The 26,672-nt window shown below is 68.4% G+C and carries 26 protein-coding genes and 1 tRNA gene; 18 read left to right on the top strand and 9 right to left on the bottom strand.

The window, feature by feature from the left end:
* Positions 1-23: 23 nt before the first annotated feature.
* From FJV41_RS03055 to FJV41_RS02970, 18 genes are all read left to right on the top strand, one after another.
* Positions 24-281, top strand: a complete 258-nt coding sequence (locus FJV41_RS03055; RefSeq protein ID WP_141640876.1) for an acyl carrier protein — start codon at positions 24-26, stop codon at positions 279-281.
* Complete coding sequence (locus FJV41_RS03050; protein WP_141640875.1) at positions 278-829, top strand: COG4648 family protein; 552 nt, start codon at positions 278-280, stop codon at positions 827-829. The genes FJV41_RS03055 and FJV41_RS03050 overlap by 4 nt, the downstream gene beginning before the upstream one ends.
* Positions 822-2,522 carry an ApeI family dehydratase gene (locus FJV41_RS03045; protein ID WP_141640874.1) on the top strand — a complete coding sequence of 567 codons (1,701 nt, stop codon included), beginning with the start codon at positions 822-824 and terminating at the stop codon, positions 2,520-2,522. The genes FJV41_RS03050 and FJV41_RS03045 overlap by 8 nt, the downstream gene beginning before the upstream one ends.
* Positions 2,519-3,256 (top strand): glycosyltransferase family 2 protein, encoded by a 738-nt coding sequence (locus FJV41_RS03040; protein ID WP_141640873.1) that lies wholly within the window; start codon positions 2,519-2,521, stop codon positions 3,254-3,256. Before FJV41_RS03045 ends, FJV41_RS03040 begins: the two co-directional genes overlap by 4 nt.
* Complete coding sequence (locus FJV41_RS03035) at positions 3,253-4,197, top strand: lysophospholipid acyltransferase family protein (RefSeq protein ID WP_141640872.1); 945 nt, start codon at positions 3,253-3,255, stop codon at positions 4,195-4,197. The genes FJV41_RS03040 and FJV41_RS03035 overlap by 4 nt, the downstream gene beginning before the upstream one ends.
* Positions 4,172-5,728, top strand: a complete 1,557-nt coding sequence (locus FJV41_RS03030) for an HAL/PAL/TAL family ammonia-lyase (protein ID WP_141640871.1) — start codon at positions 4,172-4,174, stop codon at positions 5,726-5,728. Before FJV41_RS03035 ends, FJV41_RS03030 begins: the two co-directional genes overlap by 26 nt.
* Complete coding sequence (locus FJV41_RS03025) at positions 5,718-6,137, top strand: acyl-CoA thioesterase (protein WP_141640870.1); 420 nt, start codon at positions 5,718-5,720, stop codon at positions 6,135-6,137. Before FJV41_RS03030 ends, FJV41_RS03025 begins: the two co-directional genes overlap by 11 nt.
* On the top strand, positions 6,134-6,745 hold the full coding sequence (locus FJV41_RS03020; RefSeq protein WP_141640869.1) for a LolA family protein: 612 nt from the start codon (positions 6,134-6,136) through the stop codon (positions 6,743-6,745). Before FJV41_RS03025 ends, FJV41_RS03020 begins: the two co-directional genes overlap by 4 nt.
* Positions 6,735-9,032 carry an MMPL family transporter gene (locus FJV41_RS03015; protein ID WP_141640868.1) on the top strand — a complete coding sequence of 766 codons (2,298 nt, stop codon included), beginning with the start codon at positions 6,735-6,737 and terminating at the stop codon, positions 9,030-9,032. The genes FJV41_RS03020 and FJV41_RS03015 overlap by 11 nt, the downstream gene beginning before the upstream one ends.
* Positions 9,029-10,261 carry an NAD(P)/FAD-dependent oxidoreductase gene (locus tag FJV41_RS03010; RefSeq protein ID WP_141640867.1) on the top strand — a complete coding sequence of 411 codons (1,233 nt, stop codon included), beginning with the start codon at positions 9,029-9,031 and terminating at the stop codon, positions 10,259-10,261. The genes FJV41_RS03015 and FJV41_RS03010 overlap by 4 nt, the downstream gene beginning before the upstream one ends.
* On the top strand, positions 10,249-10,815 hold the full coding sequence (locus FJV41_RS03005) for a DUF3261 domain-containing protein (protein WP_141640866.1): 567 nt from the start codon (positions 10,249-10,251) through the stop codon (positions 10,813-10,815). Before FJV41_RS03010 ends, FJV41_RS03005 begins: the two co-directional genes overlap by 13 nt.
* A gap of 4 nt (positions 10,816-10,819) precedes the next feature.
* Positions 10,820-12,001, top strand: a complete 1,182-nt coding sequence (locus FJV41_RS03000; RefSeq protein WP_141640865.1) for a beta-ketoacyl-[acyl-carrier-protein] synthase family protein — start codon at positions 10,820-10,822, stop codon at positions 11,999-12,001.
* Positions 12,001-12,465: a hotdog family protein gene (locus FJV41_RS02995; protein WP_141640864.1), complete on the top strand. Its 465-nt coding sequence runs from the start codon at positions 12,001-12,003 to the stop codon at positions 12,463-12,465. Before FJV41_RS03000 ends, FJV41_RS02995 begins: the two co-directional genes overlap by 1 nt.
* On the top strand, positions 12,458-13,189 hold the full coding sequence (gene fabG, locus FJV41_RS02990; RefSeq protein ID WP_141640863.1) for a 3-oxoacyl-ACP reductase FabG: 732 nt from the start codon (positions 12,458-12,460) through the stop codon (positions 13,187-13,189). The genes FJV41_RS02995 and fabG overlap by 8 nt, the downstream gene beginning before the upstream one ends.
* The gene (locus FJV41_RS02985) at positions 13,186-14,424 is read left to right on the top strand and encodes a beta-ketoacyl-ACP synthase (protein WP_141640862.1); all 1,239 of its coding nucleotides are present in this window, start codon (positions 13,186-13,188) and stop codon (positions 14,422-14,424) included. The genes fabG and FJV41_RS02985 overlap by 4 nt, the downstream gene beginning before the upstream one ends.
* Positions 14,425-14,435: 11 nt before the next feature.
* Positions 14,436-14,879 (top strand): excinuclease ATPase subunit, encoded by a 444-nt coding sequence (locus tag FJV41_RS02980; protein ID WP_141640861.1) that lies wholly within the window; start codon positions 14,436-14,438, stop codon positions 14,877-14,879.
* A gap of 124 nt (positions 14,880-15,003) precedes the next feature.
* Positions 15,004-16,779: a serine/threonine-protein kinase gene (locus FJV41_RS02975; protein WP_141640860.1), complete on the top strand. Its 1,776-nt coding sequence runs from the start codon at positions 15,004-15,006 to the stop codon at positions 16,777-16,779.
* A 310-nt stretch (positions 16,780-17,089) separates the two neighbouring features.
* On the top strand, positions 17,090-18,811 hold the full coding sequence (locus FJV41_RS02970) for an FG-GAP-like repeat-containing protein (RefSeq protein ID WP_181790357.1): 1,722 nt from the start codon (positions 17,090-17,092) through the stop codon (positions 18,809-18,811).
* A gap of 14 nt (positions 18,812-18,825) precedes the next feature.
* On the opposite strand, the gene FJV41_RS02965 is transcribed toward FJV41_RS02970, so the two are convergent.
* The 9 genes from FJV41_RS02965 to FJV41_RS02925 form a co-directional block, all read right to left on the bottom strand.
* On the bottom strand, positions 18,826-19,650 hold the full coding sequence (locus FJV41_RS02965) for a DUF429 domain-containing protein (RefSeq protein ID WP_141640858.1): 825 nt from the start codon (positions 19,648-19,650) through the stop codon (positions 18,826-18,828).
* Positions 19,651-19,862: 212 nt separating this feature from the next.
* On the bottom strand, positions 19,863-20,342 hold the full coding sequence (locus FJV41_RS02960) for a hypothetical protein (RefSeq protein WP_141640857.1): 480 nt from the start codon (positions 20,340-20,342) through the stop codon (positions 19,863-19,865).
* A 33-nt stretch (positions 20,343-20,375) separates the two neighbouring features.
* Positions 20,376-21,077: a DUF6585 family protein gene (locus FJV41_RS02955; protein WP_246136961.1), complete on the bottom strand. Its 702-nt coding sequence runs from the start codon at positions 21,075-21,077 to the stop codon at positions 20,376-20,378.
* Positions 21,078-22,051: 974 nt separating this feature from the next.
* A tRNA-Leu gene (locus FJV41_RS02950) sits at positions 22,052-22,133 on the bottom strand.
* Between the two features lie 87 nt (positions 22,134-22,220).
* A complete protein-coding gene (gene secG, locus FJV41_RS02945) occupies positions 22,221-22,646 on the bottom strand; it encodes a preprotein translocase subunit SecG (protein ID WP_141640856.1) in 426 nt (141 codons plus the stop codon).
* A gap of 93 nt (positions 22,647-22,739) precedes the next feature.
* The gene (gene tpiA, locus FJV41_RS02940; protein ID WP_141640855.1) at positions 22,740-23,513 is read right to left on the bottom strand and encodes a triose-phosphate isomerase; all 774 of its coding nucleotides are present in this window, start codon (positions 23,511-23,513) and stop codon (positions 22,740-22,742) included.
* 47 nt (positions 23,514-23,560) lie between these two features.
* Entirely contained in the window at positions 23,561-24,748 is a 1,188-nt protein-coding gene (locus FJV41_RS02935; protein ID WP_141640854.1) for a phosphoglycerate kinase, read from the bottom strand.
* Positions 24,749-24,776: 28 nt separating this feature from the next.
* Entirely contained in the window at positions 24,777-25,787 is a 1,011-nt protein-coding gene (gene gap / locus FJV41_RS02930; RefSeq protein ID WP_141640853.1) for a type I glyceraldehyde-3-phosphate dehydrogenase, read from the bottom strand.
* A gap of 100 nt (positions 25,788-25,887) precedes the next feature.
* The coding region (locus FJV41_RS02925) for an MYXO-CTERM sorting domain-containing protein (RefSeq protein WP_246136960.1) at positions 25,888-26,672 on the bottom strand (785 nt) is incomplete at its 5' end.

The raw sequence follows: 26,672 nt of genomic DNA, 5'->3' as shown, positions 1-26,672 counted from the left end.
ACCCATTCGAGGGGGATATGCACATGACCAAGACCCAGCTCTTCGAGAACCTGCGCACGCTCCTGCAGGACACCTTCGACATCGACCCGGCCCGGATTACCCCCGAGGCCCGCCTCCGCGACGACCTGGACATCGACAGCATCGATGCCGTGGACCTGCTCGTGAAGCTCAAGCCCGTGACGGGCAAGCGGCTTCCGCCGGAGGTCTTCAAGTCGGTCCGGACGATTCAGGACGTCGTCGACGCCCTGCACAGCCTGCTCGACGAGTCCGTGGCGGCGTGAAGCTTCTGCGTCCAGCGCTGCTCGGCGTGCTGAGCCTCGCGTATCCGCTGCTGGTGTACTGGGGCCTGGGCCGGTTCGAGCCTCGCTGGATGGCGGTGCCCCTGGCGGGCATGGCCGTCGTGCGGGCCGTGGCCACGCGCGAGCGTGTCTGGCTCGTCACGGCCGCGGGGGCCCTGGTCCTCGCGAGCACCAGCCTGCTGGGCAACCACGCCCTGCCGCTGAAGCTCTATCCGGTGCTCGTGAACACGATGCTGCTCACCGTCTTCGCCACCAGCCTCGTGTCCCCTCCCAGCGTCATCGAACGGCTGGCGCGGCTGCGCGAGCCGGAGCTCCCTCCGTCCGGCGTGGCCTATACGCGGCGGGTGACGCAGGTGTGGTGCGGGTTCTTCGTCGTCAACGGGAGCATCGCGCTGGGCACCGCGCTGTGGGCCAGTGACGCCACGTGGGCGCTGTACAACGGGCTCATCGCCTATGGGCTGATGGGCGTGCTCTTCGCCGGGGAGTGGCTGGTGCGCCGACGCGTGAAGGCAAGCCACGCCCATGGCTGAGCGCATCGCCATCGAACACCTCCTCAGCCGTGGACGCCCCGCCGACTTCCCGGTGGCGTTTCGCGAGGGGCAGGTGCTCACCTTCGCGGACTTCGAGGCCCGGGCCGCCGGCTGGCGCGCCGCGTACGAGCGGCACGGGGGCCACCGCTTCGCCCTCTCCTTCGAGGACACCTTCGAGTTCGCAGCGGCCCTGCTCGGCGCCTGGCACGCGGGCCGGTGCGTCTATCTTCCCTCGGAGATCCAGCCCACCACGCGCGAGAAGCTTCGCGGCGAGGTGGACGGCTTCGCCGGCCAGATTCCCTCGTCCACCCCGCTCCTGAAGTTCCAGGAGGGCGCGCGCGCGGAGTGGACGCCGCTCTCCCCGGAGGCCCAGGCGCTGGTCGTCTACACCTCCGGCTCCAGCGGAGAGCCCGCCGCCATCCCCAAACACCTGGGGCAGCTCACCCGGGAGGTCGCCACGCTGGCGGACCTCTTCGATGACAGGCTCGGTCCCAGTCCCTGCCGCGTGCTCGCCACGGTGTCGCACCAGCACATCTACGGCCTGCTGTTCCGGGTCCTCTGGCCGCTGACGTCGGGCAGGCCGTTCCTGGCCCGGAGCCTGCCGTACCCCGAGGACATCGTCGCCGAGCTTTCGCACGGGCCGGCGGCGCTCATCGCCAGCCCCGCCCACCTCAAGCGGCTGCCGGACACGTTGGACTGGGCGGGCGTGCGGGGGAACCTTCGCTCGGTGTTCTCCTCGGGGGGCCCCCTGTCCACCGACGCTCTGCACGCCTGTCGCGGGCTGCTCGGGCAGGCGCCCGTGGAGGTCTACGGCAGCTCGGAGACCGGGGGCATCGCCTGGCGCCAGCGCACCCAGGACGAGGCGCTGAGCTGGAGGACGATGCCCGGTGTGGAGGTCCGCCTGACGGAGGATGCCCTGGCGGTCCGCTCCCCCCACCTGCCGGACGGGAACTGGTTCCAGACGGAGGACCGGGCCCGGCTGCTGCCGGAGGGCTTCGAGCTGCTGGGGCGCATGGACCGGTTGCTCAAACTGGAGGAGAAGCGGGTCTCCTTGAGCGCCATGGAGCGGGCCCTGCTGGAGAGTGACCTCGTCCGCGAGGCGCGGGTGGTGCCCCTGTCCGAGGGAAACCGCTCGGTTCTGGGGGTGGTGGCCGTGCTGGGGCCCACCGGCCGGCACCTTCACGCCGACAGTGGAAAGCCCTTCCTGAACCGGGCCCTGCGAAAGCACCTGTCTTCCCAGTTCGAGCCCAGTGTCCTTCCGCGTCGATTCCGGTATCTGGAGGCGATGCCAGTCAACTCCCAGGGCAAATCCACCGAGGCCGCGCTCGTCGCCCTCTTCGACTCCCGCCGCCCGCCCCTGCGGGTGCTCGAGCACACCGCGGACCGCGCCGTGCTGAGCATCGAGACGCCGGCGAGCCTGCCGTACTTCAAGGGCCACTTCCCGGAGAAGGCCATCCTGCCCGGCGTGGCGCAAATCGAGTGGGCGCTCCATCTGGGCCGGGAGTTGTTCACGCTCCCGCCAGAGTTCCTCCGCATGGAGGCGGTGAAGTTCCAGCAGCTCATCGTCCCCGAAACGCTCCTCACCCTGGAGCTCACCTGGACACAGGCCAAGGGCAGCCTCCAGTTCAAGTTCACCTCCGAGGCCGGCACCCACGGGAGCGGCCGCATCCTGCTCGGTGAGGTCCGCGGATGAAGCTCTGCGTGGTGATTCCCGTCTACAACCACGGCGAGGCGGTGGGCGCGGTGGTGAACTCCGTGCGCGCGCACGGGCTGCCGTGCCTGCTGGTGGATGACGGCAGCGAGCCGGGCTGCGCGAAGGTCCTGGACACGCTGGCGGAGGCGGACAGGTCCGGCATCGAGCTGGTGCGCCTGCCCAAGAACGAGGGCAAGGGCGGGGCGATGATGGCGGGCTTCCGGGCGGCGAAGGCCTCCGGCTTCAGCCACGCGCTGCAGATTGACGCCGACGGCCAGCACGACACCCGGGACATCCCCCGCTTCGTCGAGTTGGCGGCCTCGGCCCCGGAAAAAATCATCTGTGGCACGCCCATCTACGACGAGTCGGTGCCCAAGGGCCGGCTGTACGGCCGCTACGCCACGCACATCTGGGTGTGGATCAACACGCTGTCACTGGCCATCCGCGATTCGATGTGCGGCTTCCGCGTGTATCCGCTGACGCCCACGCTCGCGCTCATCGACTCGGTGAGCATTGGCAGGCGCATGGACTTCGACGTGGAAGTCATCGTGCGGCTGTACTGGCGAGGGGTGGGCATCCTCAACCAACCCACCCAGGTGCGCTACCCCACCGACGGCATCTCCCACTTCGACGTGCTCTGGGACAACGTGCGCATCTCCCGCATGCACGCCCGGCTCTTCTTCGGGATGTTGCTGCGGCTGCCGCTGCTCTTGTGGCGGAAGGTCTCCGCATGAAGCCGCGGCATTGGGCGGAGATGGGCGAGAGCACCTTCGTGCTCGGCATCTGGCTGTTGTACTGGGTCCACCGGCTGCTGGGGCGCTGGCCGTTCCGCCTCTGTCTGTACCCCGTGGTCCTGGTGCACTGGCTGGCCCGCCCCGTGGTGCGCAAGGCATCGCTCCAGTACCTCTCGCGGGTGGAGCAGGCCACCGGCGCGCTCGGGCGCAAACCCGGGCGAGGCGACAGCCTGCGCCACATGGTCACCTTCGCGGAGACGATGCTCGACAAGCTCCTGGCCGTCAGCGGGAGATACCGCTTCGAGCAGGTCCACACCGAGGGGCGCGAGCAGTTCTACGAGGTGGTGAAGGCGGGCAAGGGCGGCATCATCGTCACCGCGCACATGGGCTGCCTGGAGCTGTGTCGCGCCATGGCGGAGAAGCGTGGCGAAGTGAAGCTCCACATCCTGGTGCACACCCGCCATGCCGAGCAGTTCAACCGCCTGCTCAAGCGGCTCAATCCGGACAGCGGCTTCCAGTTGGTGGAAGTCACGGACATGGGGCCTGGGACAGCCGTCGCGCTGGAGAAGTACGTGACGGAGGGCGGGTTCGTGGTGATTGCCGGAGACCGGGTGCCGGTGAGCGCCAGTCAGACGGTGGACGTGGACTTCCTGGGGCACAAGGCCGCCTTCCCCGTGGGGCCCTACGTGCTGGCCTCGCTGTTCAAGTGCCCGCTGTACCTGCTGGGGTGCATCCACGAGAACAACGGATACACCATCCATTTCGAGACCCTGGCCGAGCGAGTCGAGCTCCCCCGGGGCAAGCGCGCGGCCGCGTTGACGGGCCACGCCCAACACTATGCCGAGCGGGTGACGGCGCTGCTGAAGCGCTCTCCGTTCGATTGGTTCAACTTCTTTCCCTTTTGGGATCAGGCGAATGCCTCCGCCAGGAATCAAGAATGAGCGTGCGGTCCGGTTCGATGGGAGCCGGCTCGCCATTGAAGACGTGTCCGCGCTGTCGCGCCGGGAGCGTGACGCCGAGCTGAGCACTTCCACCGACTTCCGCCGCAGAATCACCCGGGGCGCGGAGTTCCTGGACCGGCTGCTGGCGGAGGACGGGAACATCTACGGCGTGACGACGGGGTACGGAGACTCGTGCACCGTCTCCATTCCGCCCGAGCTGATCGCCGAGCTGCCGCACCACCTCTACGCGTACCACGGCATTGGCGCGGGCCGCTTCCTGACGCCCGAGGAGACGCGCGCGGTGCTGGCGGCGCGGCTGGCCTCGCTGGCCCAGGGTGTGTCCGGCGTGGGGCTGGGGTTGCTCACCCAGTTGGAGCTGCTCCTGCGCCACGACATCCTGCCGCTGATTCCCGCCGAGGGTTCGGTGGGCGCCAGTGGCGACCTCACGCCGCTGTCCTACGTGGCGGCGGTGCTCTGCGGAGAGCGAGAGGTCTGGTACCGGGGCGAGCGACGTCCCGCCGCGGAGGTGCTCGCGCGGCACGACATGAAGCCCCTGAAGCTGCGCCCCAAGGAAGGCCTGGCCATCATGAATGGCACGGCGGTGATGACCGCCCTGGCCTGCCTCGCGTGGGAGCGCGCCGAGTACCTGGGACGACTGGCCACCCGACTCACCGCCTTCAACGTGGTGGCGAGCGCCGGCAACGCGCACCACTTCGACGAGGCGCTGTTCGCGCTCAAGCCCCACGTGGGCCAGCAGCGCGTGGCCGCGCGACTGCGCGTGGACCTGGCCACGGACCGGCCGAGCCGCAACGAGCAGCGCTTGCAGGACCGCTACTCCCTGCGCTGCGCGCCTCATGTGATTGGCGTGCTCGAGGACGCCCTGCCCTTCTTCCGGGCGCAAATCGAGAACGAGCTGAACAGCGCCAACGACAACCCGCTCATCGACCCCGACAGCGAGCGGGTGCTGCACGGCGGCCACTTCTATGGGGGCCACATCGCCTTCGCCATGGACGGGCTCAAGACGGCCGTGGCCAACGTGGCGGACCTGATGGACCGGCAGCTCGCGCTGCTGGTGGACACCCGCTACAACCACGGGCTGCCCTCCAACCTCTCCGGCTCCACGGGGCCCCGCGCGGCCATCAACCACGGCCTCAAGGCAGTGCAGATCAGCGTCTCCGCGTGGACGGCGGAGGCCCTCAAGCAGACGATGCCCGCGTCCGTGTTCTCCCGCTCCACCGAGTGCCACAACCAGGACAAGGTGAGCATGGGCACCATCGCCGCGCGCGACTGCCTCCGGGTATTGGAGCTGTCCGAGCAGGTGGTGGCGGCGATGCTCATCGCGGCGCGTCAGGGAATCACCCTGCGCGGCCGGATTGCTCAAGAAATGAATCTGGCGCCGTCTCTTGCGTCGATGCAGGCCGATCTGGAGCAGCGAATCCCGCTGGTGGTGGAGGACCGAGCGTTGGACAAGGAGCTGCAAGGGCTGCTGGGCGCCATCCGCGCCCGCGAGTGGGGGCTCTATGAGGCCTGACCTCAGCCATGAAATCGAGCTGTCGCCGCCCTTCCATGACATCGACCTGATGGAGGTCGTCTGGCATGGCCACTACGTGAAGTACCTGGAGCTGGCGCGGTGCGCGCTCCTGGCGAAGTTCGACTACGACTACCCGCAGATGCTGGCGTCCGGCTTCGCGTGGCCCGTCGTGGACATGCGGCTGAAGTACGTGCAGCCCGCGCTCTACGGAAAGACGCTGAAGATTCGCGCCGAAATCACCGAATGGGAGAACCGGCTCCGTATCGACTATGTGATTCGAGACGCCTCCACGGGCCGCAAGGTGAACCAGGCCCACACCGTCCAGGTCGCCGTGTCGATGGCCACCAAGGAGCTCCAGTACATCTGTCCGCCGGTGCTCTGGCAGCGGCTGGGGGTGAAGCCCGAATGAAGCGCGCGCTCTTGCTGGTGATGCTGCTGGTGGGCTCGACGGCCAGCGCCGGTGACGACATCGTCGCGGGGGTCCGAGCCCGGCTGGCGGACGTGCCGCTGTTGCGGGGGGACTTCGAGCAGAAGAAGACGGTGGCCGGCTTCAAGAAGCCGCTCGTCTCGCGCGGGGCGTTCCTGCTGTCGCGGGAGCACGGCGTGCTGTGGGACACGCGAGTGCCCTTCGCGTCCACGCTCACGCTGACGCGCAAGTCGCTGAGCGCCGAGCAGGGCACGGGCGCGGCGGCCTATCACCTGGACGCGAGCAAGGAGCCGGGGCTCGCGGCGGTGAACGAGGTGATGTTCGCGCTCCTGTCCGGTGACGTGGCCGCGCTGTCCAAGCGCTTTCGCGTCGAGGGCGAGCTGGTGGGCACGGCGGGCTGGAAGCTGACCCTGACGCCCACTGACGCGGGCCTCGCGCGCGTCTTCAAGAGCATCCACCTGGAGGGAGACTCGTACGTGCGGCAGGTCAAGCTGGACGAGGCGCGCGGCGACACCAGCGTCATCCAGTTCGACAAGCTGAGCCAGACACCCGCCCCCAGTGACGCGGAAGCCGGGCGTCTTGCGAAATAAGGCCGCCATCCTCTGGCTGTTGGTGGTCCTGGCCGTGGGTGTGCACCAGGTCCAGTTCTGGCGCTCGGCGCGCCTGGACACCGACGTCCTGGCGCTCCTGCCCGAGGACGAGCAGGCCCCGGAGGTCGATGCCGCCACGCGCAAGCTCGCGGACCAGGCGGGCCGGGAGCTGGTGTTGCTGGTGGGTGCTCCCGACTGGGAGTCCGCACAGCGCGCGGCGGACCTCGTCACGGCGGAGCTGTCGAAGGACGCCTCGCTCCTGAGCCCCTCCGCCCTGGACGCGTCCTCGCTGGATGCGGCGCTGGAGCTGTACCGTCCCTATCGAGACAGGCTGCTGACGCCCGCGCAGCGCACGTGGCTTTCGCGGGCGACACCGGAGGAGCTGGGCGGCACGGCGCTGATGAAGCTGTACCAGCCCGCGGGGCCCCACCTGACGGACTGGGAGGCGGACCCGCTGGGCCTGTGGCCGGACTGGTGGGCAGCGCGCGCCTCCGAAAGCACCGCGCGCCCGCGCGACGGTCGCCTCTGGCTGTCTGGCGAAGGCCGCGAGTGGGTGCTCCTGGCGTGGCACAGCCAGGTCTCCGCCTTCGCGCTGGGCGCCGACGGAAACATCACCACCGTGGTGGACCGCGCGCGGGCCGCCGTGACGACGCAGGTGCCCGGCAGCCGGCTGGTTGCCGCGGGCGTGCCGCTGTACGCGGAGGCCGCCGCGTCCCAGGCCAGCGACGAGATGTCCACCATTGGCATCGGCTCGCTGGTGGCGGTGCTCGTGCTGGTGTGGCTGACGTTCCGCTCGGTGCGGCCCATCGTCCTGGTGGGTGTGTCGCTGGGCATCGGCTGCGCGGTGGCGATGAGCGTCACGGCGCTCGTGTTCGAGCGGGTCCACCTGCTCACGCTCGTCTTCGGCTCCAGCCTGGTCGGCGTGGCGGAGGACTACGGCTTCCACTACTTCGCCGCGCGCCAGGGCAAGCCGCCCTCCGAGCGCGGGCCGCTGATGCGCAGCCTGCTGCCGGGCATGGTGATGGCGCTGCTCACCAGCGTGGTGGCGTATCTGGCCCTGGGCGTGGCGCCCTTCCCCGGGCTGCGGCAGATGGCGCTGTTCTCCGCCACGGGCCTCGTGGGCGCGTTCTTGACGGTGGCCTGCTGGTTCCCGACGCTGGACACCGGCGCCCTGCCCGTGACGTCCTTCTCCACGCGCTTCGCCACGTCCCTGGCGCGCTGGCCCCGCTTCGCCTCCACCCGCGCGTGGTGGGTGGGGACCGCGGCGCTCGTCCTGTTCATCATCGGAGGGCTGTGGCGCGTGCGGACGCGCGATGACGTGCGACAGCTCCAGGGCGCGCCGGCGAATCTCATCGCCGACCAGCGCGAGCTGGGGCGGCTCCTGGGGCTGCCCAGCCCCGCCCAGTTCTTCCTCGTGGGAGGCCAGGACGAGGAGCAGGTGCTCGCGCGCGAGGCTTCGCTGAAGGCGCGCCTGGACCCGCTGGTGACGGACAAGGTCCTCGCGGGCTATCGCGCGGTGTCGGACTGGTTGCCCAGCGCGGAGCAGCAGCGCTCGGACGCGAAGCTGAGCGCCCGCGCGGAAGCGCAGGCGGTGGCCGCCGTGGCCCAGGCCACGGGCGAGGAGCCCACCCGCGCGCGCTTCGCGGACGACGTACTCACTCCGGAGCGGCTGCTCGCCAGTCCCGCCTCGGCGGCCATCCGGCAGCAGTGGCTGGGGCGCCTGGGCGAGAAGCACTTCAGCATCGTCATGCTGCGCGGGCTGAATGACCCGTCGGTGCTCCCGCGCATCGCCGACGCCGCCCAGGGGCTGGAGGGCGTGCGGTGGGTGGACAAGACGCAGGAGATCTCCCGGCTCCTGGAGCGCTACCGCCGGCTCATGGGCGGGCTCATCCTGCTGGGCTATGTCGCGGTGCTGTTGCTGCTCGTCGTGCGCTTCCGACGCGAGGCGTGGCGGGCCTGGCTGCCCACGGTGGTGGGCACGCTCGTCACGCTGGCGGTGTTCGGCTGGGTGGGCGAGCCGCTCCAGCTCTTCAGCGTGCTGGGCCTCATGCTGCTGCTGGGCATGGGCGTGGACTACGGAATCTTCATGTTGGAGCACCCGGGTGAGGGCTCCGCCTGGCTCGCGGTGGCACTCGCGGGCGTGAGCACCCTCCTCTCATTCGGTCTCCTGGGGCTCTCGGCCACTCCGGCCCTGCGCTCCTTTGGTCTCACCATGCTACTGGGCGAAGTCACCATCTGGTTGCTCACGCCCTGTTGCAGACTGCCTCCTGGCAAGGACGTGTCGTGAAGGTAGAAAAGACAGAAGTCGTCATCATTGGGGCGGGCCCCTCTGGCTCGGTGGCCGCGGGGATTCTGCGCAAGCAGGGTCGTCAGGTGTTGATCCTGGAGCGCGAGCAGTTCCCTCGCTTCTCCATCGGAGAGAGCCTGCTGCCGCAGAGCATGGAGTACATCGAGGAAGCGGGGATGATTCGCGACGTGGTGGAGGCGGGCTTCCAGTTCAAGAATGGAGCGGCCTTCGCGCGCGGCGAGACGTACACGGACTTCGATTTCCGCGACAAGTTCTCCAAGGGCTGGGGCACCACGTACCAGGTGCAGCGTGGAACCTTCGACCACGTGCTGGCGCTCGCCGCCGAGCGCATGGGCGCCACCCTGCGCTTCCGCCACACCGTCGAGTCCGTGGATGTCACCGGCGCGGAGCCCGAAATCACGGTGCGCTCGCCCGAGGGCGAAACGTACCGCGTGCAGGCGCGCTTCCTGCTCGACGCCAGCGGCTTCGGCCGTGTGCTGCCCCGCCTGCTCCAGTTGGAGACGCCGTCGAACTTTCCGGTGCGCGGCGCGCTCTTCACGCACGTGGAGGACCGCGTGCCGTCCGGCGGCAACTTCGACCGCAGCAAGATTCGAGTCACCGTGCATCCCAAGCACGTGGACGTCTGGTACTGGACCATCCCCTTCTCCAACGGGCGCTGCTCGCTGGGCGTGGTGGCCAAGCGCGAGTACCTGGAGCAGTTCCAGGGCACCGAGACCGAGCGGCTCAAGGCCATCGTCGCGGATGACCCGACGCTGTCGAAGCTCTTGAAGGACGCCGTCTGGGACACGCCCGCGCGCAGCATCACCGGCTACGCGGCGAACGTGAAGTCGCTGTGGGGCAACGGCTTCGCGCTCCTGGGCAACGCGGGCGAGTTCCTGGACCCGGTGTTCTCCTCGGGCGTCACCATCGCCGTCAAGTCCGCGAGCCTCGCATCCAAGTGCATCGGCCGTGTGTTCGCGGGCGAGACGGTGGACTGGGAACGCGACTACGCGGTGCCGCTCAAGGCGGGCGTGGACACGTTCCGCACCTTCGTCGAGTCCTGGTACGCGGGCGGCTTCCAGAACGTCATCTTCCACCCCAACGCGTCCCCCGAGGTGCGTCGGATGATCTCCGCCATCCTGGCCGGCTACGCCTGGGACAAGGAGAACCCCTTCGTGGCTGACAGCCGGCGACGGCTCGGCGTACTCGAGCAGCTGTGCGCCGCCTGATTCCCATCGTCGTCCTGTTCGGGCTCGTCTCCTGCGTCACTTCGCCCCCGCGGCGGGTGGCGCCGGAGGTGGCCCTGCCCACGCTCACGCTGGCTCCGGCGACGTTCGGAGGCAGCGTGAGCCTGTCGCAGCGCTTGAGCTTCGCGCATGACGCGGACCCGGGCGGACCTCGCTCGCTGGAGGCGCTCGTCGAAATCGACGCGTCGTCGCTCCAACTGGCGGGGTTCGCGCTGGGCCAGCGCGTCTTCACCCTGCAGTGGGACGGCGCGAAGCTGGACGAGCAGCGGGACGCTCGCGTGCCCGAGCAGCTCCAGTCGCGCACGGTGCTGCGGGACCTCCAGTTGGTCTACTGGCCGGCCCCGGCGGTGCGCGCGGCCCTGCCGCCGGACTGGACGCTGGAGGATTCGCCGGGCGTGCGCGTGCTGCGCCACGCGGACAAGGACTGGCTCACAGTGCGTTATGATGGAGAGCCGCGTTGGGTGGGCCGCGCGGAGCTGGTCAACCTGGCGGAGCATTACCGGCTGACCATCGAGTCACGCCCCTCGGAGGAATGAGCTCATGATTCCGCCCGTCTTCCTGAATCAGCTCGGCCTCGTCTGCGCCCTGGGACAGGGCCTGCTCGAGGTGGCCACGGCCCTCTTCGGTGACAGGCCCACGGGCGTCTCCGAGCGCTTCGACTTCGCGGACCGTCCACTCCACGTGGGGTACGTCACCAAGCCGCTCCCCCCCACGGACGAGCTGCCGGTGCCGCTGCGCAGCCGGAACAACGCGCTCCTCCTCTCCGCGCTCTCCCAGGTGCGTCCCGCCGTGGACGAGGCCATGCGGCGCTATGGCCCGGAGCGCGTGGCCGTGGTCCTGGGTACCAGCACCTCCGGCATCGGGGAGAGCGAGGCCGCCATCGTTTCGCGCGCGGCCACGGGCCAGCTCCCCTCCAACTTCGATGTCCGTCAACAAGAGTTGGGCTCTCCCGCCATGGCGCTGAACCATGTGCTGGGCGTGAAGGGCCCCTCGTTCGTCATCTCCACCGCGTGCTCGTCCAGCGCCAAGGCCCTGGCCACGGCGGCGCGGCTCTTGCGCTCCGGCGCGGCGGACGCCGTCATCACGGGCGGCGCGGACGCGCTGTGCCGCTTCACCATCGCGGGTTTCACGTCGCTCGACTCGGTGAGCGACGCGCGCTGCAACCCGATGAGCGTCCACCGCAGGGGCATCAACATCGGCGAGGGCGCGGCCCTGTTCCTGATGACACGCGAGCCTGGGCCCGTGCGGCTCGCGGGTTGGGGCGAATCCTCCGACGCGCACCACCTCTCCGCGCCCGAGCCCGGGGGCCGGGGCGCGCTCATCGCCATGAGGACGGCGCTGGAGCGCGCGGGCATCACCCCGGCCGACGTGGGCTACGTCAACCTGCACGGCACCGCGACGCCGCAGAACGACGCCATGGAGAGCCGGGCGGTGAGCGCGCTTCTGGGGGGCAGTGTGCCGTGCAGCTCCACGAAGCCGCTCACGGGCCACACGCTGGGGGCCGCGGGGGCGCTGGAGGCGGCGCTGTGCTGGCTCACCCTCACGGACGACGCCCAGGGGCGGCTGCCTCCGCACTGGTGGGATGGAGTGGCCGACCCGTCACTGCCCGCCCTCGCGCTGGTGAAGCCCGGTGAGGCGCTCGGGCGCCCGCCGCGCTATGTCCTGAGCAACTCGTTCGCCTTCGGTGGCAGCAATGCCGCCCTCATCCTGGGAAGGGCCTGATGCGCACGCCCATTGCCTTCGACATCTCCGAGATTGTGCCCCACGCCGACCGCATGCGGCTCATCGACCGCGCGGTGGAGGGCGACGAGGAGAGCCTCGTGGCCGAGGTGACGCTGCGCGAGGACTGCCTGTTCCAGGAGTCCGGCGCCGTGGGCGGTTGGGTGGGCATCGAGTTCATGGCCCAGGCCATCGCGGCCTACGCGGGCTGGCGTCAGCGGCTGCAGGGGGAGACCCAGCGGATGGGCTTCCTGCTCGGCACCCGTCGGTATGAGTGCAGCCGCCCCGCGTTCAAGGTGGGCGAGCAGTTGCGCATCGAGGTCCGCCGGCAGTTCTGGACGGACAACGGGATGAGCCAGTTCGATTGTACGCTCGGGATTGGAGGCGAGACGGTGGCCACGGCCGCGCTGACGGTGTTCCAGCCCCCGGCCTCGATGGACGTGATGAAGGCGGGCACGGATGAGTGAGAAGACGGTACTGGTGACGGGCTCCAGCCGGGGCATTGGCCGCGCGGTGGCGCTGCGGCTGGCGCGCGACGGCTTCGACGTCGTGGTGCACTGCCGCGCGAAGGTCGAGGAAGCGGAGGCGGTGGCCGCCCAGGTCCGCGAGCTGGGCCGGGCCTCCCGCGTGCTGCGCTTCGATGTGGCGAACCGAGCCGAGACGGAGAAGGCGCTGCTCGCCGACGTCGAGGCGCACGGCTGCTACTACGGCGTGGTGTGCAACGCGGGCATCGCCCGGGACAACGCCTTCCCCGCCATGCCGCCCGAGGACTGGGACGCGGTGATTCACACCAACCTCGACGCCTTCTACAACGTGCTCAACCCCCTCTCCATGCCGATGGTCCGCCGGCGCAAGCCGGGCCGCATCGTCACGCTGTCCTCCGTCTCCGGGCTTACCGGCAACCGGGGCCAGGTGAACTACAGCGCGGCGAAGGCCGGCATCATCGGCGCCACGAAGGCGCTCGCGGTGGAGCTGGCGAGCCGGGGCATCACCGTCAACTGCGTGGCGCCCGGTTTGATTGACACGGAGATGGTGGAGCCGCACATCGTGGAGGAGGCGCTGAAGTTGATTCCGGCGAAGCGCCTGGGGCGGCCCGAGGAGGTCGCCGCCGCGGTGAGCTTCCTGATGAGCGAGGACGCGGGCTATGTCACGCGGCAGGTCATCTCCGTGAATGGAGGGCTGTTCGGATGAGGCGCGTCGTCGTCACGGGCTTTGGAGCCCTCAGCCCCCTGGGTCACGACTGGCCGCAAGTGGAGGCGCGGCTGAAGTCGCTGCGCAACGCGGTGCAGGTCATCGAGGACTGGAAGCAGTACGAGGGGCTGAACACGCAGGTGGGTGCCCCCGCCGCGCCCTTCGTGCTGCCGCCGCAGACGTACTCGCGCAAGACGATGCGGGGCATGGGCCGGGTGGCGCTGCTGGCCACGCGCGCCAGCGAGCTGGCGCTCGTTGATGCCGGGCTGTTGGGAGACCCGCTGCTGTCGAGCGGGAAGATGGGCGTGTCCTACGGCTCGTCCACGGGCTCGCCGCCGAGCATCGGTGACTTCGGCCGGATGCTGGTGGCCAAGAGCACCGAGGGCATCACCGCCACGTCCTACGTGCGGTCCATGTCCCATACCGCCGCGGTCAACATCGGCGTCTTCTTTGGCCTCACGGGCCGCATCATCACCACCTCGAGCGCGTGTACGTCGGGGAGCCAGGGCATCGGGTACGCGTACGAGGCCATCAAGATGGGCCGGCAGGTGGCGATGCTCGCGGGCGGCGCCGAGGAGCTGGATGCCACGGGGGCCGCGGTGTTCGACACCCTGTTCGCCACCAGCACGAAGAACAACGGCACGCCCGAGCTGACGCCCCGGCCCTTCCACGCGCAGCGCGACGGCCTCGTCCTGGGTGAAGGTGCCTGCACGCTGGTGCTGGAGGAGCTGGAGCACGCCAGGGCCCGAGGCGCGCGCATCTACGCGGAGCTGGTCGGCTACGGTACGAACAGCGACGGGCGACACATCACCCAGCCCCACGCGGAGACCATGGCCCAGGCCATGCGCCTGTCGCTGGAGGACGCGGGCCTGGAGCCGGGCGTCGTGGAGTATGTGAATGCCCACGGCACGGCCACCGACACGGGCGACGTGGCGGAGACCACGGCGACGCAGCAGGTCTTCGGTGAGCGGATGCCCATCTCCTCCCTCAAGAGCTACATGGGGCACACCCTGGGGGCCTGCGGGGCGCTGGAGGCGTGGATGACCATCGAGATGATGCGCTCGGGCTGGTTCGCTCCGACGCTGCATCTGGACGCGGCCTCGGTGGATACGCGCTGCGCTCCGCTGGACTATCTGGTGGGAGATGGCCGAAGAATCCAGACCGAGGTCGTCATGACCAATAACTTCGCCTTCGGCGGCATCAACACGTCGTTGATCTTCCGCCGGTGGCAGTGACGGAGAACCCCATGAAGAAGGCAATGCTGCTGTCGCTGCTCGCGCTCACCGTCTCCAGCCCCGCGCTGGCGCGAGACACCGTGACGATGATTCCGCTCGCCTCCGTCCTGTCGATGCCGCAGGCCCAGGGGAAGCTGGATGGCACGGTGAAGTTCTACCTGGCCGGCGCGAAGACGCCCGAAGTCACCAAGGAACTGGGCGAGGACGTCTCCAACAAGAAGACCAGCGGCGTGGGCAAGTCCGACGAGGAGGGCTGCAAGTGGGCCATCCTGTCGGCGCTGATTTCGCTCCAGGAAGGCGCCCAGAAGCGCGGCGCCAACGCCGTCGTCAACATCGTCAGCTATTACAAGAGGAACGAGCTGCAGAACGCCTCTGAAATCGAGTGCCATGCCGGCACCTTCGCCGTCGGCGTGACGCTCAAGGGCACCTACGCGAAGGTCGCGGGCAAGAAGTAGCTGTTCGCCGGGTCGATGACGCGAGCAGACCTCGCGTCATCCCCGGGGCATTCACGGCGGCCCCATCCTCCTGGATAGGCTGCAATTCGCGAGTACCGAGGTGTCTGGGTTAGGCTTCCGGGCCGTGACTCCCTACACGATGCTGCACCTGGCGCTCGCGGGGGCATTCTTCGTGCTCGCGCTGGTGCATTTCGCGACCTGGGCGGCGGTGCGCTCCCAACGTGTCCAGCTATGGCTCGCGACGAGCTTCCTGGGCTTCGCGGCGCTGAGCCTCTCCGCGGGGGCCACTCGGCACGAAGTCGGGTGGATGTTCGTGGACACGCGTCCGTGGTTGTTGCTCGGCGCGCTGTGTTCCATTCCCCTGCCCTACACGTTGCTGCGAGTCCTCTGGGCCTTGCTGGACGTGCCGTTGACGCGCTCGCGGCGGGTGCTGCTGGGTGTCGCGGTGGCGTTCGGAGCGATGCGGGTCGCGGACGTGCTCGGGTCCGTGCTGGCGACGTCGGGGCCCCGGATGACGTCCGAGGACCTGTCCCGCGCGACGGTGGGCTTGGGGCTGCCGATGTTCTGGCTGCTGGCGGTGACGGTGGGAGGCACGTGGGCCCTGGAGGCCGTGCTGACACTGAAGCGTCGGGGCGCCATGGCCGCGGCGGTGCTTGGGGCCGCCCTGCTCGCGCTGGGCATCCTGGGGCGAGAGCTGGCGGTGGACGTCGGGTGGATCTCAGGTCCGCCCCTGTTCGCGCTCGTGGGTCTTCCGTTCCTGCTCCTGGCCACCACCTCGCTCGCCATCCTCACCGCTCGGTCCTTGAGGGGCGCGGACCTGGGCACGGGGATTCATCGCTACCGACGGCTCTCGCGCCTCGGACGTGGCGGCATGGGCGAGGTCTGGTTGGCGGTGCGCACGGGCCGCGCGGGGTTTCATCGGCTGGTGGTCCTCAAGCGGATGGTCGACGAGGACAGTGAAGACCCGGCCGTCCGGCTCCACCGTTTCATTGGAGAGGCCCGCACCGCCGCGCGCCTGCACCATCCGAACATCGTGTCCGTGCATGACCTGGGACAGGTGGACGGCGCGTGGTTCATCGTCATGGAGTACCTGAGCGGGGTGAACGCGCTGAAGCTCGCGCGGCTGGTGCGACGCGGGGGCGAGGTGCCGCTCGAGGTCGTGGTGGAGATCTGCCTGCAGTCCCTGAAGGGGCTCGCGTACGCGCACGAGCGAGGCGTCATCCACCGCGACATCAGTGCGGACAACCTGGTCGTGACGTTCGACGGGGTGGTGAAGGTCGTCGACTTCGGCATCGCTCATGGGGTGGGCAGTCCGCAGGAGCATCTGGCTTCGCGTTCAACGGCGTCTCTACCTCCGGTGAGTCGGCTCACCCAGGCCGGCGATGTCATTGGCAAGCTCGCGTACATGCCGCCGGAGCGCAGGGCGGGCGCGGAGGCGACGACGTCGGGTGACATCTACGCGCTCGGCTGCGTCCTCCATGAGCTGCTCTGGGGAGACCTGCCGGGCATCAGCCTGAGCCTGCAACAGCGCGCGCGGTGGGAAGGCCCGGAGGCTCCCGCCGTGAATCGGCTGCTTCGTGGGATTGTGGAGAAAGCGCTGCACCTGACGCCCGCGAAGCGCTTCTCGGATGCGAGCGAGTTGGAGCAGGCGCTGCTCCCCGTGAGGCAGGCGCTTCCCGTGGTCGACCTCGCGAGCTGGCTGCGCGAGAACTACCCAGAACGCTGGTCTCATGAGCGCGAACTGTCCGAGCTGAGTGACCCAACGCCCGAAGAGGTGCAGGCCCTGCTGTCCCGTGCGCCACCTTCCGCTCCTGCCGAGTTGGAGCCCACCCAGCTCATCTCGCCGAAGGAGAAGCCACCCGAGGAGGAGGCAACCCGGCGCCTTGGGGGACCGGGCTGAGGCACGAGAGGCACCGGCGGCAGAAGAACTCGGGAGCCGTGCCAGCACGTGGGGCGGCGCTCAGCATTCCGCCAACAAAGACATATCAGCGGCTCGAAGCGTCCGAGTCGAACGGACCCGGGCGAAGAATCCCGGTGTCTCGCGTTCGATTCCTGCGCGCGGCCCCCTGTCCCTCTGGATGGCGCCTCGCGTCCGCCAAGGGAAAGTCATGTTCATCGAGACATCAAGGCACCGAAACACCGGGCTCAGTGGAGCCCGAGGGCTCCTCCTCACCATGGGCGCAGGACTGCTCGTCGCGTGTGGCGCCCCCATGGACTCCACTCCGACCTCCGACGCATCCCTCGTGGCCATCGGCACGTCGGAGCAGTCGCTGTATGTCGACTCGGACGAAGTCTGGGGGCGCCCCAACCTGACGGTGTGCTGGGACACGCCGGGCTTCGCCACCGAGAAGGAATGGGTGCGCACCTCCATCCGCGACACCTGGGAGAAGGAGAGCAACCTGGTGTTCTCCGGTTGGGGTGCCTGCCCCAGCTCCGCGGACATCCGCATCACCATCAGCGACGAGGGTCCTCACACCGAGGGACTGGGCACTGAAATCGAGGACGAGGACGAGGGCATGGTGCTCAACTTCACGTTCGCCAACTGGAGCCCTTCCTGTGCATCCAGCGCCGCGCAGCGTGAGCACTGCATCCGTTCCATCGGCGTTCACGAGTTCGGCCACGCCCTGGGCTTCGCGCATGAGCACAACCGTGGAGACACACCGTCCACCTGCACCACTCCGTCCCAGGGCAGTGACGGGGACACCTACGTGGGCGCGTGGGACTTGATGTCGGTGATGAACTACTGCAGCCCGACCTGGAACAACGGCGGGCAGCTCAGCACCACGGACATCCAGGGCGTGCGGCAGTTCTACGGGCAGCCTCGCGGGGCCGACCAGCAGTTCCACGTGGCCAAGGTGGACTCCGACTTCCGCGCGGACATCCTCCAAACGTATCGGGGCTGGGGTTCGATTCCCATGTGCCGCTCGACGGGCAGTGGATGGACGTGCACCAACCCTTCCGCGACTGTCTACAACTGGGGTTCTCCTGAGCAGCGGTACGTCACGGGTGACTTCAATGGCGACGGACGCACGGACCTGGTGCAGACCTATCGCTTCTGGGCCAGCTACCCGGTCTGTTACTCCACGGGCCTGGGGGCCTGGTCCTGCGCCAATCCCTATGCGGACATCTACAACTGGGGAACCGGGAGCCAGCGCTTCATCACCGGCGACTTCAGCGGTGATGGGAAGACGGATATCGCCCAGGCGTACCACGACTCGTCGATGCTGCCCGTGTGTCGCTCCACTGGCACCGGCTGGTCCTGCAACAACCCGGCGGCCACACTCCGCACGACGGACTCTCCCGAGGTGCGCTACCTGTCGGGAGACTTCAATGGCGATGGACGGGATGACATCGCGCAGGCGTATCGCCGCTGGTTGACGCAGCCCGTGTGTCTGTCGACGGGCACGGCCTGGTCCTGCAGCAACCCCAGCGTCGCCATGTACGACGCGGGCAATGCCGAGCAGGACTTCCTCACCGGCGACTTCAACGGCGACGGGCGGGACGACGTCCTCCAGTCCTATCGCGGATGGAATGCCATGCCGCTGTGCTACGGCCTGGCCTCGGCGACCTGGTCCTGCAACATCCCGTCGGGCACGTTCTACAACTCGGGCTCGCATGAGCAGCAGATGCTGACGGGCGACTTCAACGGCGACGGACGCACGGACATCATCCAGACCTACCGTGGCTGGGGGAGCATCCCCACGTGCTACTCCACGGGCTCGGGCTGGAGTTGCAGCAACTCGCCGGCAACCATTTACAACTCGGGGTCCTCCGAGCAGCGGTTCATGGCGGCGGACGTCAACGGCGATGGCCGCACCGACGTCGTCCAGGTCCACCGCTCCTGGGCGCGCTACCCGGTGTGTCTGTCGACGGGCACTGGCTGGAATTGCGGCAACTGGCTGTCGACTGTCTACGACATCGGGACGTACTGAGCAGTCGAGTCTCGCTACTGCTCGGGTCGCTGCCTCACGGAGAAGATCCACCCCTCCCCCGTGCTTGCCGACGTGGGAGGGGCGCCGGTGAAACCCGAGGCCCACGCCGACGCGGCGGACAGTGCGGCCAGCAGTGCATCGAGCGCATCTCCGTCCGCGTCAGAGACCATCGTGAGCAGGTCGCTGTCGGGGATGAGGAGGTCCGTGGATGCGCGGACGCGCCGGAGGATTTCTCGCCGGCGTTCCTCAACGCCTCGGCCCTTGTAGGTCTTGGGCAGGCCGAGCCATCGGACGACTTCGGCGGGAAGTACCTCCACCAGGGCCGGCCTGGGACTCGTGCTCCAGGGAGGAAAGGCGCCGCGACAGGAACCGAGTGCCCGCAGGCCCCAATAGGTCTGCTTGTACATGCGCAGGTTGGTGGGCGCGAACGGCGCGGAGCACGCCACCTCCGTGACGCGCTTCTTCTCTGGCCCGACGGCGGCCCTGAACGACTCCGCCGAGTCGAATGTCGCGCTGATGGCCCGGCCCAGTTCCTGAGGGCCCGTGGTGGGGAGCCCCAGCGAGGCCAGTTGGCTGACTTCGAGGCTGAAGCAAAAGTCGAGTCCGACCACATCGGCGTCCTGGGCCGACAGCCATGGGCCCAGGCCCTCCGACACCGTGTTCGCCCCTTTCGACGTGAAGGGCCGCTGGAGGCACTGGAGGCGACCCTGCCCTCCCTGGAAGCACAGGGTCGCGGCCCAGACCTTCCGGTGCGCATGAGCCGCACCGCTCCAGTCCACGCCCACCGCCCGCCCCTGGTGGGGCAGCCACATGCGGCAGGAGCTCAGTCGCGGCGTCACATGCCTCTCCTGGTTGATCTCGACCGGGCCTCGCAAACTTCACGGCTGCAGCATGGCGCTCGGGAGTCTATCGCAGGGGCCACATCGGCCCGCGTCCGCGCGGGACTCGTTCTTCGGTCTCCGCCCGGTGTCACGGTGCCTTCGCGACACTGGGAGGAGACCTCCCGCGCCGGGCCTGGCAGGGCCTGACGCAGGAGCGACTCAGCAGTGGATCACGCGGCCTGGCTGTAGCGGTCGCAGATGGCCAGATACTCGTCGCTCGACATCTGGACGGCGGCGACGCGCAGCTGCTTGGCCTTGGGCTTCTTCAGCGTGGTCTTCACGACCACAGACTTCCCGATGGGGATGCCCATGTACGACTGGTCGACGTAGGTGTTCTCCTTCATGTCGTCCCAGGCAATCAGCACGCCATCCGGGAAGAGGATGCCGTCCCGGCCGATGGTCAGCACGGGCGTGTCCAGGCTGCCCAGCGGCTTGACACAGTTGAAGATCATCCAGATGGACGTCGCCGTGATGAAGCCGCAGAAGGCCATGACGCCCGTCTCGCCAATGGAGCGGTAGGTGAGCGCGCCGAAGAAGGCCGTGGACAGCGTCCAGATGACGGCGCCCACGATGAGCTTCGTGCGCGAGTAGTAGAACGCGTGCGGCTGTTCCGACTTCGCCTTCGTCTTGGCAGAGCTATAGATTTCCATGAGGTGATGCCTGTTCGGGGTTGGGGGAAAAAGTCACGGCTCGAGACGGTCGGTCAGGTAGGCCAGGAGCACCGGGGCGTTGACGATCTTCTCCTCGTCGATCTTCCGGAACCTCCCGTGCGCCGTGATGATCAGCTCCCGAGTCGACACGCCCTGGTCGTGCCCGTCCTGGAAGCGGATGCTCTCGATGTCATCCCAGCGGATGAGCTGCTTCTTGTGTGTCAGTCCCTCGGAGCTGAGCGTCAGCGGGCCGAAGGCCACGGAATGACCCGAGGCGACCTGGCGGCGCACCTTGTCCAACAGCGCGGCGACGACACGGTCCGTCACCTCGGCCTCGAGTTCGTCCGAGTCGCTCCACAGGTTCAGCCGCAGCCGGTACTTGCCGCCGCGGTGGAGAAGCACGAGGCGGTCATGGTTGTGCTGGCGGACGATGCTGCCCACGTTCCCCCAGGCCAGCGTCGTGTCACCGGACGTGAGCCGCAGCGAGTCCACCGTCAGTGATTCAGGGGCGCGCAGCCAGACGAACAGGTCGCTGGCGCGCCACCCGATCACGTAGATGCCGCAGGGGATGCCCAGGATGAGGATGAAGAACCCGAAGTAGCTCCGCAGCAGGTCATGAACCATCGACAGCGGGAGCAGGTGGATGGACATGGGTGCGAGCACCGCCGCCATCACCACGTAGATGAGGATGAGGCCCACCACGAGCCAGTAAACGGCCGGCGTGGGGAAGACCAAGGTGTGTACGCGCTTCAGGGGACAGCTCCCAACGGGCCGGATGGGTTCACCGAGGGCCACAAGTCCCGGTGAATGAATGTTCGTTCACCCCTTTATAGACAATGACAGTCGCCTTTTCGACCACCAAACACTTGAGCGCCCGCAGACAGTCGGTGAAGTCACGCATTCCCTGGCAAGCTGAGGAAACCCAATCAATACAACACGCCAAACACTTCCAGCCTCTCATTCACTGAGAGAACCCTGAGCAGGACTTCACGCGTTGTGTGTTTTCAATCCCGTCGTGTTTCACCTCGGTCAGCGCCACGGAAAGGAGGTGGGCACTCTTCGCTTTCGCAGAGCACAAGAATGTCGCTCGCCTGCCCACGCAGACAGTCCCACGCGCGCCACACGTGTCCTCAGCGACAGGTCGCGAAGCGAACGACAGCGCCCATTGCGACACGAACGAGCCCACCTCGTCCCATCAATGAAGCCGATGCCAGGTCGGCGGGAACTTCGAGCCGAAGCAGCAGTCGCGCCCATCACCATCAGGCAGTGACTTGATGAAGAGCTCCACGGGAAGGTGAACGTGCTCGCCCACGGGCTTAGAGGCGCGATTCTTCCTGAAGGCCACGCACCATCTCCGCCACAAGGGACGAGCGCTCCTGGCCTGCGATGAGCGCGAGGTCCGGAACCAAGAGCCTCGGCCTCACGAGGAGCGACAAAGGGCCCAAGACCCGTGTGAGAGCGCGTCACCCCCAACAGGACAAAGGAGGAGTCGCGCACTCTCGCGACAGACGTGAGCGGCGCCCGCGACTGCTGCGGACCACCTCGCGCTCCGGATCCGAAGCAGCGCTCGCGCCCTCTCCCCGAACGACGGAACACTCGCTCCCTCTGCGCCAGGGACGTCCTCATCGCCTTCGCAGGCCCCACGGCAACCCCGACCCCTGAAACGACAAAAGCCCCCGAGTCTTTCGACTCGGAGGCTTCTATCGGAGTGCCCAGGGCGGGATTCGAACCCGCACACCTTTCGGCGCCACCCCCTCAAGATGGTGTGTCTACCAGTTCCACCACCTGGGCGTTTCTGCGCGGACCATCTACAGGACCGCACCGGATCACGCAACGAGTTTCTAACCGCTGCGTGCTCCAGATTTATTCGACGGGCTCTTACGGAGCCGGAGTCGGCGCCGCCGGCTGAGCAGGGGCCGACTGGCCCTCCGCCGGAGCCGCCGGAGCCTCACCACGAGGCTGCTCGACCGCGCCAGGCGCCGACTGCTCGCCCGCCGGAGCCGCCGCGCCCGGGGTCGCCGGAGCCGAAGCCGCCGGAGGAGGCGAAGCCACCGAACCACCCGCCGCCACCGAGGAGCGAAGCCCCACGAAGGAGAGGCCGAGCGAAGTGAAGAAGAACATCGCGGCACAGACGCCCGTGAGCTTGCTCAGGAACGTCACGGCACCACGGCCACCAAAGGCGCTCGTGGCCGCGCCGCCGCCGAGGGCCGAGCCCATGCCAGCGTCCTTACCCGGCTGCAGCAGGATGACGAAGATCATGAACACGCAAACGAGGACGTGCACGATCGTGACGAAGGTCAGCATGAGAGATCTTTCGAACGTTCCGTGAAAAGGAGGCGCACCCTACACAAACTGCCGAATGGGTGACAACTTCTTCCGCCCGCCAGTGAGCCTACTCTAGGTGGCCGCCTTGATGATGGCCGCGAAATCGCCCGCCTTGAGGCTCGCCCCGCCGACGAGCGCCCCATCAATGTCCGGCTGCCCCAGCAATTCCGCGGCGTTGTCGGGCTTCACACTGCCGCCGTACTGGATCCGCACCCGCCCGGCCGTCTCCCCGTCGTACAGCCGACCGAGGAGCCCTCGGATCGCCGCGTGGACCTCCTGCGCCTGCGCCGACGTCGCATTGCGCCCCGTGCCGATGGCCCACACCGGCTCGTACGCCAGCACGAAGGTCGCCACGTCCTTCGCCTCGAAGCCCGCCAGCCCGCCCCGGACCTGACGCTCCACGACGTCCAGTGTCTGGTTCGCCTCGCGCTCGGCAAGCGTCTCGCCCACGCAGAGGATGGGCTTCATGCCAGCGGCCAGGACGGCCCGGGCCTTCTTGTTCACCGACTCGTCCGTCTCGCCGAACAGCTGCCGGCGCTCCGAGTGCCCCACGATGACGTAGGCGCACCCCAGCTCCGCCAGCATCGGCGCGGACACCTCGCCAGTGAAGGCACCGGACGACTCCCAGTGGCAATTCTGCGCGGCCAGCTGCAAGGGCGCCCCTTCCAGGGCGACATGCAGCGGCTGCAGCGCCAGGAACGTCGGCGCCACCACCACCTCCACCACATCTCCGACGGCGGCCACGGTCCCCCGCAGCTCGCGCACCAGTGCCAGCGCCTCCGGCACCGTCTTGTTCATCTTCCAGTTGCCGGCGACGATCTTCCGACGACGAGCCGAGACGGCCATGAATCGCTCCCCCAGAGGTGTGGTGGTGTTGCTTGGCGGCGCGGAGACTACCGCGTTTCCAGCGCCTTGATGCCCGGCAGCTCGCGACCTTCCAGGAACTCCAGAGAGGCGCCTCCGCCAGTGGACACATGGCTGAGCTGATCCGCCACGCCCATCTGCTCCACGGCCGCCGCGCTGTCGCCGCCGCCGATGACGGTGACGGCCTGCTTGTTGTTCGCCATGGCCGTGGCGACCGAGCGGGTGCCCTCGGCGAACTTCGCCACCTCGAACAGGCCCATGGGGCCGTTCCAGATGACGGTGCGCGCGTCGCGGATGTGCTGGGTGAAGATGGCGCGCGTCTTCGGGCCGATATCCAGGCCCATCATGCCCGTGGGCACCACGTTGTCCGGCGTCTCGAGCGCGAGGCTCTTGTCCGTCAGCTCCGTGCCGACGATGTGGTCCACCGGCAGGACGATGGGCGTCTTGAGCCGCTGCGCCGCATCCAGGATGCGCGTGGCCAACGACAGCTTGTCCTCCTCGACGCGGGACTTGCCGACCTCCACGCCCTGCGCCTTGAGGAAGGTGTAGGCCATGGCGCCGCCGATGAGCAGCGCGTCCACCTTGGGCAGCAGGTTCTCGATGACCTTGATCTTATCGCTGACCTTGGAGCCCCCGAGGATGGCCACGAAGGGCTTCTCCGGGTTCTTCAGCACGCGGCCCAGGTACTCGATCTCCTTCTTCATCAGGAGGCCCGCGGCCTTCTCCTTCACGAAGGGCACCATGCCCGCCGTGGAGGCGTGGGCGCGGTGCGCGGTGCCGAAGGCGTCGTTGATGTAGACGTCGGCCAGCGCCGCCAGCTCGCGGGCGAAGGTCTCATCGTTGGCCTCCTCTTCCTTGTGGAAGCGGAGGTTCTCCAGGACGACGACCTGGCCTTCCTTCAGCTCCTTCACCTGCTTCTTCACGCCGTCCCCGATGCAGTCATCCGTGAGGATGACCTCGTGCTTGGGGCCGAGCAGCTCGGCCAGTCGCGCGGCGACCGGCTCGAGCGACAGCTTGGGGTCCGGGCCCTTGGGGCGGCCCAGGTGGGAGGCCAGCATGACCTTCCCGCCGAGCTCCAGCGCTCGCCGGATGGTGGGCAGCGCCTCTCGGATGCGGGTGTCGTCCGTCACGCGCCGCCCCTCCAGCGGGACGTTGAAGTCCACGCGAATGAAGGTGCGCTTGCCGGTGAGCTGCAGCTCGTCGATGTAGCGGATCATCTGGTCTCCCCTGGGCCCCTGACGGGGACTAGACGCCCTTGGACACGAGGAACTTCGCCGTGTCCACCATGCGGTTGGAGAAACCCCACTCGTTGTCGTACCAGGCCATGACCTTGACCATGTTGTCGCCCATCACGAAGCAGTTCGTGGAGTCGAAGATGGCCGAGTGCGGGTTGCCGTTGTAGTCCACCGAAACCGTCAGCGCGTCGCTGAACTCCAGGATGCCCTTGAGGGGGCCAGCGGCGGCCTTGCGGAACGCCTCGATGATGGCCTCGGCCGTCACGTTCTTGGTGGTGTTCACCGTCAGGTCCACCAGCGACACGTTCGGGGTGGGCACGCGCACCGACATGCCGTGCATCTTGCCCTTGAGCTGCGGCAGCACCTCGCCAATGGCCTTCGCGGCGCCGGTGCTGGAGGGAATCATGGACAGCGCGGCGGCGCGGGCGCGACGCATGTCATCGTGGGTGAGGTCCAGGATGCGCTGGTCGTTGGTGTAGCTGTGGATGGTCGTCATCAAGCCCTTCTCGATGCCGAAGCCATCCAGCAGCACCTTGGCGACGGGCGCCAGGCAGTTGGTGGTGCACGACGCGTTCGAGACGATGTGGTGCTTGGACGCGTCGTACTCGCCGTGGTTGATGCCGTAGGCGATGGTCAGGTCCGGGCCCTTGGCCGGCGCGGAGATGAGGACCTTCTTGGCGCCCGCCTTCAGGTGCTTCTCGGCGCCCTCGCGGCTGGTGAAGCGGCCGGTGCACTCCAGCACCACGTCCACGTTCATGCTCTTCCACGGCAGCACCGTGGGGTCCTTCTCCGCGGTGACGGTGATCTCCTTGCCGTCCACCACGATGCCCTTGTCCGTCGACTTCACCTCGCCCGGCCAGGTGCGGTGCACGGAGTCGTACTTGAACAGGTGCGCCAGCGCGGCGGGCTTGTCGAGGTCGTTGATGGCGACGATCTCGAGGTCTTCCTTGCGGCTGAGGGCGGCGCGCAGGATGCAGCGACCGATGCGACCGAAGCCGTTGATGGCGATGCGGGTGGCCATGTTCGTGTCTCCTTGGGAGAGGTGGGCGCGGATGGGGCGCCCACGGGTCATCACGTCAGAAAATAAGGGCCGCCGACCGTAGGCACGCGGCCCCGCCGAGTCAACGCTTCACGTCGCTCGCGCGACGACGCGCGCGCCGAAGCTGAACAATCACCCCGAGCAACAGCCAGAGTCCGGTGCCCGTTCCCGCGCTCGCCCCACAGCCGCAGCCGGAGTCACCGAGCGGATAGAACTGCGGCAGCACGTCCAGGACAATGGGGGCCGGAGGCTCGGGCGGCTCCGGAGGATGCGGGTCCACCCCGCGCGGCGCCACGCATCCGCTCAGGAGGCCTGGGCCCGAATCGCCAGAGTCCCCTACGGGCGGCGTGGCCGGCGCGGGGAAGCCCGCGCGCACCAGGAACGCGGACAAGAGCCTCGCCCGGGCCGCCCGGTCCACCACCGACTCGAAGGGAACGCTCAGCAGGAGCACCTGTCCCCCCGGCATGGAGAACACGCCGGCCGACAGGTTCGTCCCCGCGTACCGCAACACCGCCGAGCCCCCCGACGCCGGGGTGAGCACGTCCGTCACTCCCACCGGGTAGGCCCCCCGGGTGCCGTCGTCCAGCGTCAGCCCGGTCAACTCGGAGAGGAAGTCCCCCGGCATGCCCTCCACGCTCAAGGGCGGAGTGCCCGTGCCAGGCGAGGCCCGGAGGATGTCCGCGAGGAACGCCTTGTCGTCCGCGTCCCCCACAGACAGCGCGGAGGTCAACTGACCACCGGACAACAACAGGTGACCGCCCCCCGTCACGAAGGCGCGCAGCGCGTCCTGCTCCGCGCGCGTCGGACGGGCCCCCACCTCGCCACCCCGGCCGGTGAACCAGTCCACCACCCGATACCTGTCTTTTA

The sequence above is a fragment of the Myxococcus llanfairpwllgwyngyllgogerychwyrndrobwllllantysiliogogogochensis genome, assembly GCF_006636215.1.
Taxonomy (GTDB): Bacteria; Myxococcota; Myxococcia; order Myxococcales; family Myxococcaceae; genus Myxococcus; species Myxococcus llanfairpwllgwyngyllgogerychwyrndrobwllllantysiliogogogochensis.
This window is presented reverse-complemented; position numbering and strand designations above follow the sequence as displayed.

Excerpts from the sequence above, each read along its gene's own strand:
- FJV41_RS03055 (WP_141640876.1), top strand. The coding sequence starts at position 24 with ATGACCAAGACCCAGCTCTTCGAGAACCTGCGCACGCTCCTGCAGGAC.
- FJV41_RS03045 (WP_141640874.1), top strand. The coding sequence starts at position 822 with ATGGCTGAGCGCATCGCCATCGAACACCTCCTCAGCCGTGGACGCCCC.
- FJV41_RS03040 (WP_141640873.1), top strand. The coding sequence starts at position 2,519 with ATGAAGCTCTGCGTGGTGATTCCCGTCTACAACCACGGCGAGGCGGTG.
- FJV41_RS03035 (WP_141640872.1), top strand. The coding sequence starts at position 3,253 with ATGAAGCCGCGGCATTGGGCGGAGATGGGCGAGAGCACCTTCGTGCTC.
- FJV41_RS03030 (WP_141640871.1), top strand. The coding sequence starts at position 4,172 with ATGCCTCCGCCAGGAATCAAGAATGAGCGTGCGGTCCGGTTCGATGGG.
- FJV41_RS03025 (WP_141640870.1), top strand. The coding sequence starts at position 5,718 with ATGAGGCCTGACCTCAGCCATGAAATCGAGCTGTCGCCGCCCTTCCAT.
- FJV41_RS03020 (WP_141640869.1), top strand. The coding sequence starts at position 6,134 with ATGAAGCGCGCGCTCTTGCTGGTGATGCTGCTGGTGGGCTCGACGGCC.
- FJV41_RS03000 (WP_141640865.1), top strand. The coding sequence starts at position 10,820 with ATGATTCCGCCCGTCTTCCTGAATCAGCTCGGCCTCGTCTGCGCCCTG.
- FJV41_RS02995 (WP_141640864.1), top strand. The coding sequence starts at position 12,001 with ATGCGCACGCCCATTGCCTTCGACATCTCCGAGATTGTGCCCCACGCC.
- fabG (WP_141640863.1), top strand. The coding sequence starts at position 12,458 with ATGAGTGAGAAGACGGTACTGGTGACGGGCTCCAGCCGGGGCATTGGC.
- FJV41_RS02985 (WP_141640862.1), top strand. The coding sequence starts at position 13,186 with ATGAGGCGCGTCGTCGTCACGGGCTTTGGAGCCCTCAGCCCCCTGGGT.
- FJV41_RS02980 (WP_141640861.1), top strand. The coding sequence starts at position 14,436 with ATGAAGAAGGCAATGCTGCTGTCGCTGCTCGCGCTCACCGTCTCCAGC.
- FJV41_RS02970 (WP_181790357.1), top strand. The coding sequence starts at position 17,090 with ATGGACTCCACTCCGACCTCCGACGCATCCCTCGTGGCCATCGGCACG.
- FJV41_RS02960 (WP_141640857.1), bottom strand. The coding sequence starts at position 20,342 with ATGGAAATCTATAGCTCTGCCAAGACGAAGGCGAAGTCGGAACAGCCG.
- secG (WP_141640856.1), bottom strand. The coding sequence starts at position 22,646 with ATGCTGACCTTCGTCACGATCGTGCACGTCCTCGTTTGCGTGTTCATG.
- tpiA (WP_141640855.1), bottom strand. The coding sequence starts at position 23,513 with ATGGCCGTCTCGGCTCGTCGTCGGAAGATCGTCGCCGGCAACTGGAAG.
- FJV41_RS02935 (WP_141640854.1), bottom strand. The coding sequence starts at position 24,748 with ATGATCCGCTACATCGACGAGCTGCAGCTCACCGGCAAGCGCACCTTC.
- gap (WP_141640853.1), bottom strand. The coding sequence starts at position 25,787 with ATGGCCACCCGCATCGCCATCAACGGCTTCGGTCGCATCGGTCGCTGC.